This is a genomic window from Burkholderia sp. S171 (assembly GCF_009766085.1).
Lineage (GTDB): Bacteria > Pseudomonadota > Gammaproteobacteria > Burkholderiales > Burkholderiaceae > Caballeronia.
Window position 1 is genome coordinate 69,870 of the sequence record NZ_LMUF01000004.1, and the last position, 13,494, is coordinate 83,363.

The window sequence follows — 13,494 nt, forward strand, 5'->3', positions numbered from 1 at the left end:
TCCCGCTTTCAACTATTGCGTGTCACACCAAAGTTGGCTGCAAACGCGTGCACCGGTCGCAGTGCGACCGGTGCACGCTTCGAAGCCACGTCTCAACGAAGTACACACCGACGGGTCATTACTTGGCCGTCACAGCCGGCACAGGAGCCGCCTTGCCATAGGGCACATCAATGTTACCCAGGCGACGGAGGCGGATGTTTGCCTGCTCCGCATGACCCGAGAACCCTTCAAGAATGCACAAGCGGGAGCAGTACTCGCCAACAAGCACGGAAGCTTCGTCGGTGAGAATTCGCTGATAGGTACAAGTCTTCAGGAACTTGCCCACCCACAGGCCTCCCGTGAAGCGTGCAGCACCGGATGTCGGCAGCGTGTGGTTCGTGCCGATAACCTTGTCTCCATAGGCGACGTTTGTTCGGGCGCCGAGGAACAGCGCACCATAGTTGCGAAGATGCTTCAGGAAGAAGTCCGGGTCGCGCGTCATCACTTGCACGTGTTCCGATGCGACGCGGTCCGACTCGCGAATCACTTCTTCATCATTTTCGCAAATGATGATTTCGCCGTAGCCTTCCCACGCCTGGCGGGCTATCTCGGCGGTGTCGAGTTGGTTCAGCAGACGCTCAACTTCCGCAAGCGTCTCTTCGCCGAGTTTCCGCGAGGTCGTAACGAGTACCGCCGGAGAGGTCGGTCCATGTTCAGCTTGGCCAAGCAGGTCCGTCGCGATAAGTTCGGCGTCGACCGAGTCGTCCGCGATAACCATGGTTTCCGTCGGGCCTGCGAAGAGGTCAATACCAACCTGACCAAACAGCTGACGTTTCGCTTCGGCAACGTAGGCGTTACCCGGGCCAACGATGATGTCGACTTTCGGAAATTCGCCAATCCCAAGTGCCATTGCGGTCACGGCTTGTACGCCTCCGATGCAGTAAATCTCATCGGCGCCGGCAAGATGGATTGCAGCGATAACCGGCGCGCTCGGGCGACCCTCGAAAGGAGGCGACGTCGCGATAACACGGTCCACACCCGCTACCTTTGCCGTGACGATGCCCATATGCGCCGACGCGACCAGTGGGTACTTACCGCTGGGGATGTAGCAACCGACGGTCTGGACGGGAACATTCTTGTGGCCAAGAATGACGCCCGGCAATGTCTCGACTTCGATGTCATGCATCGACGCCAATTGATGGCGCGCGAAGTTGCGAACTTGTTCTTGCGCGAATTTTATATCCGCGATTTCCTGCTCAGTCAATTCGGCAATGCAAGAATCGATTTGCTCTTGCGAAAGACGAAATTGCGTCGGATTCCATTTGTCGAACTTAGCGGAGTACTCGTGCAGCGCGTCATCCCCGCGCGCGGAGATGTCGGCAATCACCTCCTCGACAACGCGACGGACCTGCTTGGTGTCAGCTTCGCCAGTGGGTTGCGTGGTAGCCGACTTCAGAAAAAACGACATAATTGCCCCTTATGATGCAACTCAGAAATTGAGTGAATTCTTCACCGAGAAAATTCTTACTTTTCTAAGACTCTGTATTCGGAGTCCGAAATCATTGCGCGGAAAAGCGCGTCACTTTTGCAGCACGAAGCCAGTATCAGTCGAGAAAAACGCCAACTCAATTTCGCGAGACGCTTCGAATATGACGCACTGTGACGCTTATCAAGTGGGAAGACGTTGATGCTCACGTCAATTCATCACTTCGGCTGCCGAGACGTACCGCCCCTTCGCATCGTCAGACGGGTCTGGCTTAAGCCACACTAGCTTGTTGTGCAGCGTGGGGTTGCATATCGTTAGGACTCGATGACGAATGGGTTTCATGCCGCACGACCATCACTTCGACCAAGGCGGGTCCGGTGCTATCAAGTGCACGCCGGAACACCCCCTCCAACTGAGAAGCATGTTCGACTCGCCATGCATCAAGTCCAAAGCTTCTTGCGATCTCCGAGAATGCAAGGGAGTAAGGACGCCCGTCCGGTAAGGAGAATTCACCCATGCTCCGCCGTACACCAAGCGAACCGACCGCACCCGATACAAATTCCGGTCCACTCTGATTGAAGACTACGAAAACCACAGGAATGGAATGCATGACACTGACCGCCATTTCCTGCATCGATTGAAGAAAATCGCTATCTTCAACCACACATACGACTTGCCTCGCGGGCATCGCGAGCTTTGCGCCTATGGCAGCAGGAACAGCCCAACCACCGGCCGCAGAGGCTCCTGGCGACAGGAAGGTACGCGGAACATAGACGGGGAAATGCTCACGCGCGATACGCGCAAGAGCGCCTGATCCAATGACCGCAATTGCATCGCGATAGAGCACCTTGCGGAGTTCAAGGAAAGGCCGCGGCGCGCTTATCAAGGTTTCATGCGCTCCAGACTTGCTGGCGACCGCACTCCGCCACTGCCCACGCAGCTCCCGCATGAGGTCAATGAATGCCTGTCTTCTTGCACCGGCAGCACGCTTCAGTTTTCCGTTCAATGCGGACTTGAGGTCGGCTAGCGCACTTTTCGCGTCGGCAACAATGCCAACCTCGACGGGGTGACGTTTCCCGATCTCGTCTTTCTCGACATCAATATGGATAAGCGTTTTCCCGGCCAGTTCGGATAGGCTGCACCCACCGCCATCGACGTCGGACAGGTCCGATAGCCGGCTGCCCACAGCGACAATGACATCGGCCTTGCTCAAGAGCGCGGTTCCACAGGCGCTTCCCGCCGAGCAAAAGGACCCGGCATTCAGGTCGTGGTCGTCGGGGATTGCTCCAATGCCGTTGCCCGCCACCAGCACAGGCGCCGATAAAGCTTCGGCCAATTCCTTGAGTTCGGACGTAGCGTCCGCAGCCACGACGCCGCCACCCGCAAGAATGACGGGACGCTCTGCGCTCGCAAGCAGACTGGCTGCCCGTTCAAAGAGCGCGGGATCCCCTTGCAGCCCTCCCTGCGCTAGTCCGTTCAGAAGAGACTTAGCGTGCACGTGGTCTGTGTGCTTCTGAATTTCCAGAGGAATCTCGAGATGGACTGGCCCCGGCCTCGCCCCCAGTACGCTAGCAAAAGCATGATGCATTGCTTGCGAGAGCTCCGAGAAAGCGCGCACCCTCCAGGACCGTTTGAGGCCGCCGCATGCTGCATCTGCGTCCCATCCTGAGCCGGGCTGAGTGAAGCCGGTTGAGCCGGTCGAGCCGGCGGTCGTGTCATCGCTAGCCCGGTCTCCAGTGATCAGGAGCACCCCACAGGAATCAGACAGGCAATTGGAAAGCGCCGCAGAGGCGGTAAAAATTCCGGGTCTTGCAGGAAGCACAACAGCCATCGCACTCCCACATGCACGGAAGTAACCGTCCGCCATGTGGACCGCGCTCTGCTCGTTCACGACCCGGATAAACGGAATGCTGGCGCCGGGTGTATTGAGACCCTCAAGAACCCCGCTATTTCCATTGCCGGGCACACCAGCCACGTATCGCACCCCGTACGCGCGCAATGCCTTCGCGATAACTTGGCCGCCTGTTAACTTCACTCGACACTCCCGATATTTTGACGCACGAAAGGCCGTGACACATTCACACCACCCCCTCGCGCACCAGTATTCGCGCTAAAAAAAGCCAATTCAATTTCGCACCGGACCAATTCGCGACGCACTCCGACGCACTGAGCGCATCACCCGCATCTGCCGGACACCCGCAACATTGCCTGACGCATGACGCTACGCTTTAATCAACCTCGTACGGCACCGCTTAGTGAGAATCCGCCTTTGAAATAACGCGACATCACGAAGTAGAGGGCGATGACGGGCATCGAGTAAACAATGGAGAAAGCAGCAATTTGTCCGTACCGAATCGTGGCAGAACCGATAAAGCTGTAGATCGCAATGGGCGCAGGTTGGCTCGATTGGTCAGCAATCAGTACGATCGGAATGAGGAAGTTGCCCCAGGCATTGACGAAGCTGAAGATGGCTGCAGAGGCAATGCCCGGCATGGCCAGCGGAACGATGATCGAGCGAAGAATGCGGAAGGTGCCCGCCTGCTCCATGCAGGCTGCTTCTTCAAGATCTTGCGGAATCGCGTCGATCGTGTTCTTGATGAGATAGATGGCGAACGGCAGCGACGTGACACCCAGAAGTACCGCTGTCGGGACCATGGAAAGCATGTCGTACCGCGCGAACATCTTGTAGACCGGCACGATAAGAATCGTAACGGGCACGCCCGACAGGAAAAGGATGCCGAGCAGAATGGGGCCTTTCCATGGAATGCGATGCCGCGAAAACGAATAGGCGGCCAAGGTTCCTGCTCCCGTCGAAACGATTGCCGCTATCGTTGAAACAATCACACTGTTCCATAGCGCTTGCGCATTTCCGTGCGCCAGAGCATCGACGAAATTATCCAAAGTCAGCGTCGGAATTTGAATTTGCCAACCCGCGTGTTTGTCGACGGCACCCACCACCAGCCACAAGACGGGGATGACGAAGTACGCGCCGATAAGCAACAAAATGACGTTGGCTAATAGCCTCCCGGACACGGGTTCGGCCCGTCGCTTGACGCGCGCGACAGGAGGCGCGGCGTCTCCCGCTATCTTTTGAGCAGACAGTTCCATTCTGTGTTCCTTCATGATGCTGTTTCCAACAGGTTAGGCGGAAATGGCCTTCAGCTTGTTCTTTCGAACCTGCCCCGGGCGGTATTGGCGAGCGATAAGCACGAAGGCCAATCCAAGCGCCGACGAGAGCAGCACGATCACGTTTCCAAGAAGCGCGCTGTAACCCAATCTATGGAATTTGAAGCCCTGCAGGTACGAGTAGATGGGCAGGATATTGGTCTGGTTGTCGGGGCCCCCGCCGGTCATCAAATAAACCAGCGTGAAGTTCGCGAAGGTCAAGAGCGTCATCAGGAGCGCGGACATCAAGATGGTAGGCTTGAGCATGGGGAGCGTCAGGCGAAACAGTCTCTGCGCCGCACTCGCGTTCTCAAGTATCGCCGCCTCGATCATCTCGGTCGGAATGCTTCGCAAAGCGGCCGAAAACATGATCATCGACAGCCCAGCAAGCGACCAGACATTGGCAATAGACACCACCAGCATCGGGTAGGAGTAAAGCAGGTCGTGATTTGTATCGCCCAGGATGCGCGGGAATGTACCGCCGCTTGTCGTTGCTGCGTACCAGATGACGGCAATCGTAATAGGCGGCAAGTTCCACGCGAGAATAGCCAGCCCGGACACCGTTTTGCCGACCACGCCGCTTGCCTTTTGCATCAGCAGTGCCAGCGCGAGCCCGAGAACCGTTGCACCAAACGCACCTGAACCGACGACAAACACCACGGTTTGCCAGAGCGAACTCGTGAAGACGTCGTCGCTCAGCAGCTTCCGGACATTCTCAAGTCCAGTGAACCAATAGTTAGCTGCATGTGGTCCGATGAGCTGGAGATTGGTGAATCCGAGGTAGATAGCGTAGACAATCGGCAGCGCTAACAGCGAAAGCAGGAGGATGGCTGCAGGCGCAAGCAGCACCAGGCTCACAGGGCGAAACGTAGTCTGATTCATTATTAAAACTCTCCAGAACATACGCTGACCGCCCGATGAAGCGGCCAGCGAACCGCACCGACTATCGCGCGGCCATCAACTTGTCGTCACCAAGCTGGTTCGACAGTTCTTTCTTCATCATGCGGACAGCGTCGTCCACGCTCATGTTCGGCTTCAGAACCAACGCTTCTGTCGCCGCTTCAAGCGCATGAGCCCAAAGCGGATACTCGGGGTCAGCAGGAACGCTTTTCGCCACGGCTAACAGCTTGCCGAATTGTTCTTGATAAGGCGGTGCAAGCTCCGTGTATTCCTTATCCGTCCAGTAAGCGGTCTGCGGGGGAACGAAGCCAGTGCCGTTCGCACCTGCCACAAGATATTTCTTCCCAACAATCAACGAAACGAGCTGCCAGGCCAAGTCCGGATGCGCGGATTTCTTGTAGATGGAAAGATCCCAACCGCCGAACGCGCTTGCATAGCCGACGCCACCGCCGGTGACGGTAGGTAGTGGTGCGAAGCTAATGAATTTCTGCGCTTCCGGCCAGCAAGGCGCGCACATCGACTTGCTCCAGGCCGCGGGCACATAGTTTCCGACAAGCCCGATACCGATATGATGTTTCGGGAATTCCGGTGTCGCAAGCGCAGGCGAATTGGCGTTAAGAATCAAAGACGACGGAGCGAGCAGCCCTTCTACCGACGCCTGGTGGTAGAAGTTCAACACCTCCCGAATACCCTTTGTATCGACGGCCCACTTCCCCGACGCGTCCCTTATCGCTGGGTCGCTCGATGCCATAAGCAAATTGGCGGCGCCTTCCACCAGTGCGGACGTACCCCCTGCAGGGCCCGTTATCGCCCACAACGGCCATACGTTCGGATCCGACTTCTTGATCTTTCGCGCGGCTTCAAATATGTCCTGCCAGTTCTTCGGTTTCCAGTCCGCCGGCAGCCCCGCCTTCTGGAAAATCTGACGGTCATACAGCAGCCCTGACGTGTTGACCCCTTGGCTAATACCAATCACGTCCTTGCCAGTCGTCCCCTCCTGCTTCACGGCATCCGGCACGTCCTTCCACCAAGCTGCTTTTGCAACGTATGGGTTGAGCGGCAAGAGGTAGCCGCTTGCCGCCCATTGCGCCATTTCCTGGGCCGGCAATTGGGCGACATCTGGAGCTGCACCTGAGTTGCCATAGGACATGCTGACCTTAGTCACGATGTCGTCGAAACCTCCCGGAATCGGAACGAGCTGGACCGTAACACCAGGGTGGGATTTTTCGAAATCAGTTTTGATATCGCCCCAAAACTTCGTCGTAATTTCCGGCGTAACCATCACATACTCGGACCCATAGGCCAGTTTGAGAACGGTATCGGCATGGGCGATATTGCAGAGAAGCGAACCGGACGCAAACATCGCCGACGCCACTGCTGCCAACTTCTTGCTGCGAACAAAACAACGCATTGCTGGACTCCTGTCGTCTATTGTTGAAAATCAACCTACGCTTTCACCCCGCATTTAGTGACGGAGACTCTTGCCTGTATTCGCATCGAAATAGTGAAGATCTGCCGGGTCGAACACGAGGTCCACACGTTCGCCGAGTGCCACAGGCGAAAAGCCGGGGAATCGCGCATCAACCGTGGATCCGTTAATCGCAACACGCACGAAGTTCTCTGAACCCGTCGTCTCGATAGCCTCAACCACACCCGATGTCCGAACCTCACAGCGTGCAGGCGCGTCCTTGACCCAATGGAGGTCGTCCGGCCGGATGCCCACCTCAATGTTAGAAGGCATTGACCCGTTGAATTCAGCACGTTGAGCGGGCGGAAGGCGAAACTTCGCGCCAAGAGCGAGGCAGTCGGCATCGGACGATGCGAGACTGATTTCGCTGGAGGCGATGTTCATACGCGGCGAGCCGATAAAGGTTGCAACGTATCGGTCCACGGGGCGCCGGTAGAGACGCTCAGGCGTATCAATCTGGAGGAGTTTGCCTCCGGAGAAAACGGCGATGCGATGCCCCATCGACATGGCTTCGACCTGGTCATGGGTGACGTACACCATCGTGGTGCCGAGACGGCGCTGCAAGTCGGAGATCTCGCTGCGCATGTGACTGCGCAACGCCGCATCGAGATTCGAAAGCGGCTCATCAAGCAGGAAAAGTCGCGGCTCGCGAATCATCGCGCGGCCAAGCGCAACGCGTTGGCGCTGGCCTCCGGAGAGCTCGGCGGGGCTACGCGAAAGCAGGCTGTCGAGTTTCAACATTGCGGCAACCTCGCGAATGCGCTTTTCGATTTCCTTGGGACTCGACTTGCGCACTTCCATTCCAAACGCGAGGTTCTTGTAAATCGACATGTGCGGGTAAAGCGCGTAGCTTTGAAACACCATTGCTATGTCGCGTTGCCCCGGAGGCAACGACGTCACATCCTTGTTCCCAATCGAGATGCGACCGTCTGTCGGGCTTTCGAGTCCGGCCAGCATGCGCAGGGTCGTCGATTTACCGCAGCCGGACGGTCCGACGAAAACGAGGAACTCCCCGTCCTCGACGTCCAGGTTGAGGTCCGACACGACGTTGGTTTCACCGAACGTCTTATAGACGTGCTCGAATTTTATCGATGCCATTGCGCTGGTCCCGCTTAAGAGAGTGGAGTGATGCGAATGTCGCCCCGTGGACCCTTAGAATGAGGAACTCGCTGGGAGGTCTACACACTGGGCGGGGAAACGGTTCAATGTGAACGCAGTTTCGGCATCCAAAATCTCTGCCTCAATTTCGCAACCAGTCCAAACCTGACGCAAACTGACGCAATGAGTTTCGGCAACTGCTGCGGCGCCGCCCGCATTCGCTTACATTTGTGCTGAACGAGCCCGTGGTTGATGGGTCGCCGCTTTCGGGCAGCGCTCAACGCAGTGCAAAGCTTAAATATCGAAGTGCGAATGGGACTTACCCGTACACGACATCGTCGAACCCTCTTGCGACGGGCTTTGTTAGAGTCCGCAGACAAATCCGGATAAGAATGCGAGCGCCGGGTGCAAGACTCTGGATTCAAGCAGTGCGGCTTTGTTACGGCTCGCCCCGCCCCAGCGGCCGCCCTCGCGGTTCTAGAAGGCAAAAAAAGCGCAGGACCAAGGTCCTGCGCCAACAGGCTCGTCGGAGCCTCACGCGTGGTAAAAAAATAATGAGTGGCCTGGGGGGCCTAGCGACAACAATCAGTCAGCAGTACTGGTAAAAGGCATTTTTAAAACGTCGATTGCCTTTACCGCCTTTCTGTCTTGCTTAAGCATTCGACTCCCCTTCTCGGCAATCATCACTGTTGGCGAGTTGGTATTTCCCGACGTGATCGTCGGCATAATTGAGGCGTCAACGACACGCAGTCCGACCACTCCAAAGACCCGCAGGCGCGAGTCGACAACGGCACCCGCCTCGCCCTTGCGACCCATCTGGCAAGTTCCCACCGGGTGAAAAATGGTCGTGCCAACATTCCCCGCAGCGCGAATCAGTTCATCGTCAGTCTGGTATTGCTCTCCAGGAAGTATCTCCTCGGGCTCGTACTTTTGGAGGGCACTCGCAGAAACGATACGACGCGTGTACTTGAGCGCGTTCACCGCGACTTCCTTGTCGTACTCGGTCGACAGATAGTTCGGCGCGATGATGGGCGCGACCGACGCATCGGGCGATTTAATGTGAATCGTGCCTCGCGACGAAGGCCGCAACTGGCAAACCGACGCTGTGAAGGCGTCGAACGCGTGCAAGGGTTCGCCAAATTTTTCAAGCGAAAGCGGCTGAACGTGATACTGGATATCTGGACGTGCACCCGCACGGTCCGTCCCGGAATTGGCGAACACGCCAAGCTGCGACGGTGCCATTGCCATTGGGCCACTGCGCTTAAAAACGTATTCCATGCCAATTGCAAGCTTTCCCCACCAATGCGCGCTGAGCGTGTTGAGCGTCTTCGCTCCGGAAACGCGGTAAGCCATGCGTAGTTGTAAGTGATCCTGAAGGTTCTCTCCAACACCCACAAGATTGCTCACCACATCAATGCCAAATTGCTTCAGTCGTGCCCCATCGCCTATACCAGACAACTCCAGCAGCTTGGGCGAATTGACCGCACCTGCGCTGACAACGACTTCAAGATTCGCCGCCGCGCTCAGATTCTCCCCGTTCACCTCGAAATGGACGCCGCTACACCGGTTGCCATCGAAAGTCAGGCGCTGCGTCATCGCTCCCGTCATGACCGTCAAGTTGGGGCGCTTCAACGCCGGGCGCAGAAACGCCTTGGATGCGTTCCATCGGACGCCGCTCTTTTGATTCACGTCAAAATAACCGACGCCTGCGTTGTTCCCGCGGTTGAAGTCATCGGTGAAAGGGATGCCGGTTTCTTGCGCGGCGCGTGAAAATTCTTCGAGAATTTTCCACTTGAGACGTTGCTTCTCAACACGCCACGGGCCACCTATGCCATGCGCGTCACTGGCACCGCCGTGATAGTCCTCGCTATCGCGAAAGACCGGCAAGACCGATTCCCAATTCCAGGTTGAATCTCCAGTGCGGTTGGCCCAATCGTCGTAGTCCTCGCGCTGCCCTCTCATGTAAATCATGCCATTGATAGACGAGCAGCCACCGAGGACACGGCCACGCGGATAAGCAAGCGCGCGGCCATTCAGTCCGGCCTCCGCTTCTGTCTTCATGCACCAATCCGTCCGTGGGTTCCCGATGCAATAGAGATAGCCAACCGGCACGTGTATCCAATGGTAGTCGTCGGCGCCACCGGCCTCGAGAAGCAAGACTGAAACGTCAGCGTCTTCAGAGAGGTGACTCGCCACGACACACCCTGCCGTACCAGCACCAACAATAATGTAGTCGTAGCTACCAACAGAGCGTCTTGCTCCTCTTGCACCCTTCCCCTCGACTTTTCCTGCCTGCATCACGTCTCCTCATTACATCTGCGAGCCCAGCGATCAGAGCGCACGGGTCCGCTCGGCGCCCGCTCCCCTGTTCGTTGGCATCGAACCTCACAAGCTCACGAACCTGCGGGCGGGTTGGCTCATGTCGTGCGGCACCGGGGCGATTCGTAAGGTCAACAATGTTGCTGGCAAACGCCTTGTATTTCCATTCCGCGGTCTTTCGCATAGCTTCGCGATCCAAAGCTTCTTCCTGACGCACTTGCTGCGTCAGTATGCGAGTCCATTTTTCACGCCTGCGAAATTGAGCCTGGATTTATGGCTGCCAACACTACTTATCACGCAACGGGTGCCCCGCGTCCGACGGCGTAGCTTTCCGCAACACCCCCGTATAGCAGTGAACCTAACTACAACTTGCAAACGACAGGAAGCAGAGATGAGGAAACTTACCGCGCTGGCAGCCGCACTTGGCTTGGCAACCAGCCTTAACGCTCACGCGCAAAGCAGTATCACGCTTTACGGGATTCTCGATGTCGCGGTCGGCTACATTCATAACAGCGGGGGCCAGAGTTCCCAGTGGAAAATCTCCACCGGCAACGTCTCCGAAAATGAGTGGGGACTGAGGGGTACGGAAGACCTCGGCGGCGGAATGAGTGCGAACTTCGATATCGAAAACGGCTTCGACCTTGGCTCCGGAAAGATTAACGAAGGAGGAAGACTGTTCGGCCGGCAAGCGTGGGTGGGTCTATCGGCGCCAACATGGGGCGCTGTCACTTTGGGCCGGCAGTACGACCCAATCTCCGACCTCGTTCAGCCCATCACCGGCGACTTCTTCAGCGGAATTTGGGCAACGCCCGGAGACGTCGACAACTACGACAGCAGCGCTCGGTTCAACAATGCCGTCAAATGGGCGAGTCCTGTGTGGGGCGGCGTCACACTCGAGGCGATGTATTCTTTTGGCGGTGTTGCCGGTTCAACCGGCTCTGGTCAAGTGTATTCCGGCGCTGCATCTTACGTGCAGGGTCCCCTCTCACTTGCTGCGGGTTATCTACATATAAACAACGGTAACCCGACGCTTTCTACCCGCGGCACTTCGGCCTCGGACTCCCTCTTTAACAGCGCAATCAACTCTGCCTACTCATCGGCGAACTCGGTCAGCATTTCACGTGTTGCCGCGCAATATGTCATTGCGCCAGTGACGTTCGGCGCTGCTTATAGTTATTCGGACTACGCTCCCGATGGCGCATCGACTTTTACCCGGTCGGAAAAATACCAAAACGGTTCAGTCTTCGCGAGTTGGCAAGTGACACCGGACTTCCAGACGACTGTTGGCTATAACTACACCAAGTCGACTGGCGACTCATCCGCCAAATATCACCAGGTCAATTTTGGAGTCGACTATCTGCTGAGCAAACGCACAGATTTGTACGCTATTGCCGCGTACCAGCATGCCAGCGGGCAGAACGGACTGGGCGCGGCACAGGCGGTCATTGGGTCCTATGACGTCAATTCTGGCGCGAGCTACCAAGTTCTGACTGTGGCCGGCATTCGCCATCGCTTCTAACGCGCGCTTTTTTCGCCGCATGCGGTGTCCTCGTATGCGGCGTTTTCATCGTCACTTAGATTCATGTTTACTTAGATGGTAATACATAGCTTATAGCGATTGACGTTGTCTTCGAGCAGCATTCGTGGATTTCTGCGGCCAGCCGCGTCGACTAATTTTTTCCGAATCAATCTCACGAATCACTCTACACAGGAACGCGAGTCGATGACATCCTGCAGTCTCGCCAATTCGGCTACACCCGTAACGGTTTGGCAACAACACGCAACCCGAGGCGCATTCTTCGCAGCGGGGTTCGCAGTCGCGGCGTGGGCACCCTTGGTACCGTTCGTCAAGAACAGGCTTGCAATCAACGAGGCAATGTTGGGTTGCCTTCTTCTTTGCCTAGGTGTCGGCTCAATCCTCGCGATGCTCAGTTGTGGAGGCCTCGTCTCCAAGTTCGGGTGCCGGCGCGTCATCAATTCGTCAATGGTAGTAGCCGCGACAACGCTCGGTTTACTGGGCTCCGTGGATGGCCTCTACCTCACTGCGTTGGTGCTGGCAGTATTTGGCGGCGCAATTGGAACGATGGACGTTGCAATGAACGTTCATGCCATCGCTGTCGAACAGCGTTCAGGACGGCGCATGATGTCCGGCTTTCACGCGCTCTACAGTATTGGTGGCCTTGCAGGCTCCGGGAGTGCTGCCGCCGCTCTGTCAACGGGCGTTACGCCAGCCGCTACGGCGATAGCTGCCGCATCTGCGCTCGTCATTGCACTCGCCCTGTTCGGGCGGCATTTCCTGAGCGGCAAGACCCAGGCACAGGGCTCCTCGCTTGTGCTGCCGCGCGGGAGTGTGCTGCTGCTCGGAAGCATGTGCCTCATGCTGCTTTTGGTCGAAGGCGCGATGCTCGATTGGAGCGCCCTTCTGCTGTCCGGCTCCAAGGCGATGCCGGCCGTGCAGGCCGGCATTGGATACGCGGTCTTCGCCGGCACCATGACGGCGATGAGACTCACGGGCGACCGGATCGCTGCGACGCTGGGCGCGCGACGCGTGGTACGCATAGGTAGCGCCCTCGGCGCCGCGGGCGTTGCGCTGGCGGTTTTCGCGCCTGATGCGACCCTCACCATTGCCGGCTTCGCGCTGATGGGCGTTGGCTGCGCCAATATCGTCCCAATTCTCTACTCAGCTGCAGGTGCCAACAAATCCATGTCGTCGCAACATGCCATCGCGGCGACCGCGACGCTCGGATACGCGGGTACGTTGACTGGACCTGCAGCCATCGGCTTTATCGCTCACGGAGTCGGTTTGCCTGCGGCGTTCGGACTTCTCGCAGTTCTGCTTGTACTGGTTTGCCTCGCCGCCAACATCGTCCCGAAGCACTAGCACACTGACGCACAGGCTTGAGCGTCACGACGCGCTTCTGCGGACAAAACGCGCTCCAAGGCGAAACCATTCCACCCTACTGCGTCAGATTGCGTCAGTTTCAATGTGGTTGCGAAATTGAGCCGAACTTAATGGACGCAAATACTGGCGACATCTGCTCAATCCGCGACGGAGTGAAGCAGTTCTAACTGCCAGACC

9 protein-coding genes and 1 pseudogene are annotated in these 13,494 nt (G+C 57.2%); 2 read left to right on the plus strand and 8 right to left on the minus strand.

Going from position 1 to position 13,494, the window contains the following annotated elements:
- Nucleotides 1–118 precede the first annotated feature (118 nt).
- The 8 genes and pseudogenes from hisD to GSQ93_RS01375 all read right to left on the minus strand — a co-directional run bounded on the left by hisD (nt 119) and on the right by GSQ93_RS01375 (nt 10,394).
- Nucleotides 119–1,447 (minus strand): histidinol dehydrogenase, encoded by a 1,329-nt coding sequence (gene hisD / locus GSQ93_RS01345; protein ID WP_158933895.1) that lies wholly within the window; start codon nt 1,445–1,447, stop codon nt 119–121.
- A 289-nt stretch (nt 1,448–1,736) separates the two neighbouring features.
- Nucleotides 1,737–2,963 (minus strand): thiamine pyrophosphate-binding protein, encoded by a 1,227-nt coding sequence (locus GSQ93_RS01350; RefSeq protein WP_254073707.1) that lies wholly within the window; start codon nt 2,961–2,963, stop codon nt 1,737–1,739.
- A 222-nt stretch (nt 2,964–3,185) separates the two neighbouring features.
- Nucleotides 3,186–3,500: pseudogene (locus GSQ93_RS38605) on the minus strand (thiamine pyrophosphate-binding protein); the annotation flags it as partial.
- A 197-nt stretch (nt 3,501–3,697) separates the two neighbouring features.
- On the minus strand, nt 3,698–4,573 hold the full coding sequence (locus tag GSQ93_RS01355) for a carbohydrate ABC transporter permease (RefSeq protein WP_158933897.1): 876 nt from the start codon (nt 4,571–4,573) through the stop codon (nt 3,698–3,700).
- Between the two features lie 33 nt (nt 4,574–4,606).
- Nucleotides 4,607–5,512, minus strand: a complete 906-nt coding sequence (locus tag GSQ93_RS01360; protein ID WP_216857563.1) for a carbohydrate ABC transporter permease — start codon at nt 5,510–5,512, stop codon at nt 4,607–4,609.
- A 61-nt stretch (nt 5,513–5,573) separates the two neighbouring features.
- Complete coding sequence (locus tag GSQ93_RS01365) at nt 5,574–6,941, minus strand: ABC transporter substrate-binding protein (protein ID WP_158933899.1); 1,368 nt, start codon at nt 6,939–6,941, stop codon at nt 5,574–5,576.
- Nucleotides 6,942–6,995: 54 nt separating this feature from the next.
- Nucleotides 6,996–8,096, minus strand: coding sequence for an ABC transporter ATP-binding protein (locus tag GSQ93_RS01370; protein WP_158933900.1), 1,101 nt, complete (start codon nt 8,094–8,096; stop codon nt 6,996–6,998).
- A 585-nt stretch (nt 8,097–8,681) separates the two neighbouring features.
- Nucleotides 8,682–10,394 (minus strand): GMC family oxidoreductase, encoded by a 1,713-nt coding sequence (locus GSQ93_RS01375; RefSeq protein WP_158933901.1) that lies wholly within the window; start codon nt 10,392–10,394, stop codon nt 8,682–8,684.
- Nucleotides 10,395–10,806: 412 nt separating this feature from the next.
- Between GSQ93_RS01375 and GSQ93_RS01380 the strand changes: the two genes are divergently transcribed.
- Both GSQ93_RS01380 and GSQ93_RS01385 read left to right on the plus strand, forming a co-directional pair.
- On the plus strand, nt 10,807–11,934 hold the full coding sequence (locus GSQ93_RS01380; RefSeq protein WP_158933902.1) for a porin: 1,128 nt from the start codon (nt 10,807–10,809) through the stop codon (nt 11,932–11,934).
- 204 nt (nt 11,935–12,138) lie between these two features.
- A complete protein-coding gene (locus tag GSQ93_RS01385; protein ID WP_158933903.1) occupies nt 12,139–13,296 on the plus strand; it encodes an MFS transporter in 1,158 nt (385 codons plus the stop codon).
- Nucleotides 13,297–13,494 lie beyond the last annotated feature (198 nt).

Excerpts from the sequence above, each read along its gene's own strand:
- hisD (WP_158933895.1), bottom strand. The coding sequence starts at position 1,447 with ATGTCGTTTTTTCTGAAGTCGGCTACCACGCAACCCACTGGCGAAGCT.
- GSQ93_RS01355 (WP_158933897.1), bottom strand. The coding sequence starts at position 4,573 with ATGGAACTGTCTGCTCAAAAGATAGCGGGAGACGCCGCGCCTCCTGTC.
- GSQ93_RS01360 (WP_216857563.1), bottom strand. The coding sequence starts at position 5,512 with ATGAATCAGACTACGTTTCGCCCTGTGAGCCTGGTGCTGCTTGCGCCT.
- GSQ93_RS01365 (WP_158933899.1), bottom strand. The coding sequence starts at position 6,941 with ATGCGTTGTTTTGTTCGCAGCAAGAAGTTGGCAGCAGTGGCGTCGGCG.
- GSQ93_RS01370 (WP_158933900.1), bottom strand. The coding sequence starts at position 8,096 with ATGGCATCGATAAAATTCGAGCACGTCTATAAGACGTTCGGTGAAACC.
- GSQ93_RS01375 (WP_158933901.1), bottom strand. The coding sequence starts at position 10,394 with ATGCAGGCAGGAAAAGTCGAGGGGAAGGGTGCAAGAGGAGCAAGACGC.
- GSQ93_RS01380 (WP_158933902.1), top strand. The coding sequence starts at position 10,807 with ATGAGGAAACTTACCGCGCTGGCAGCCGCACTTGGCTTGGCAACCAGC.
- GSQ93_RS01385 (WP_158933903.1), top strand. The coding sequence starts at position 12,139 with ATGACATCCTGCAGTCTCGCCAATTCGGCTACACCCGTAACGGTTTGG.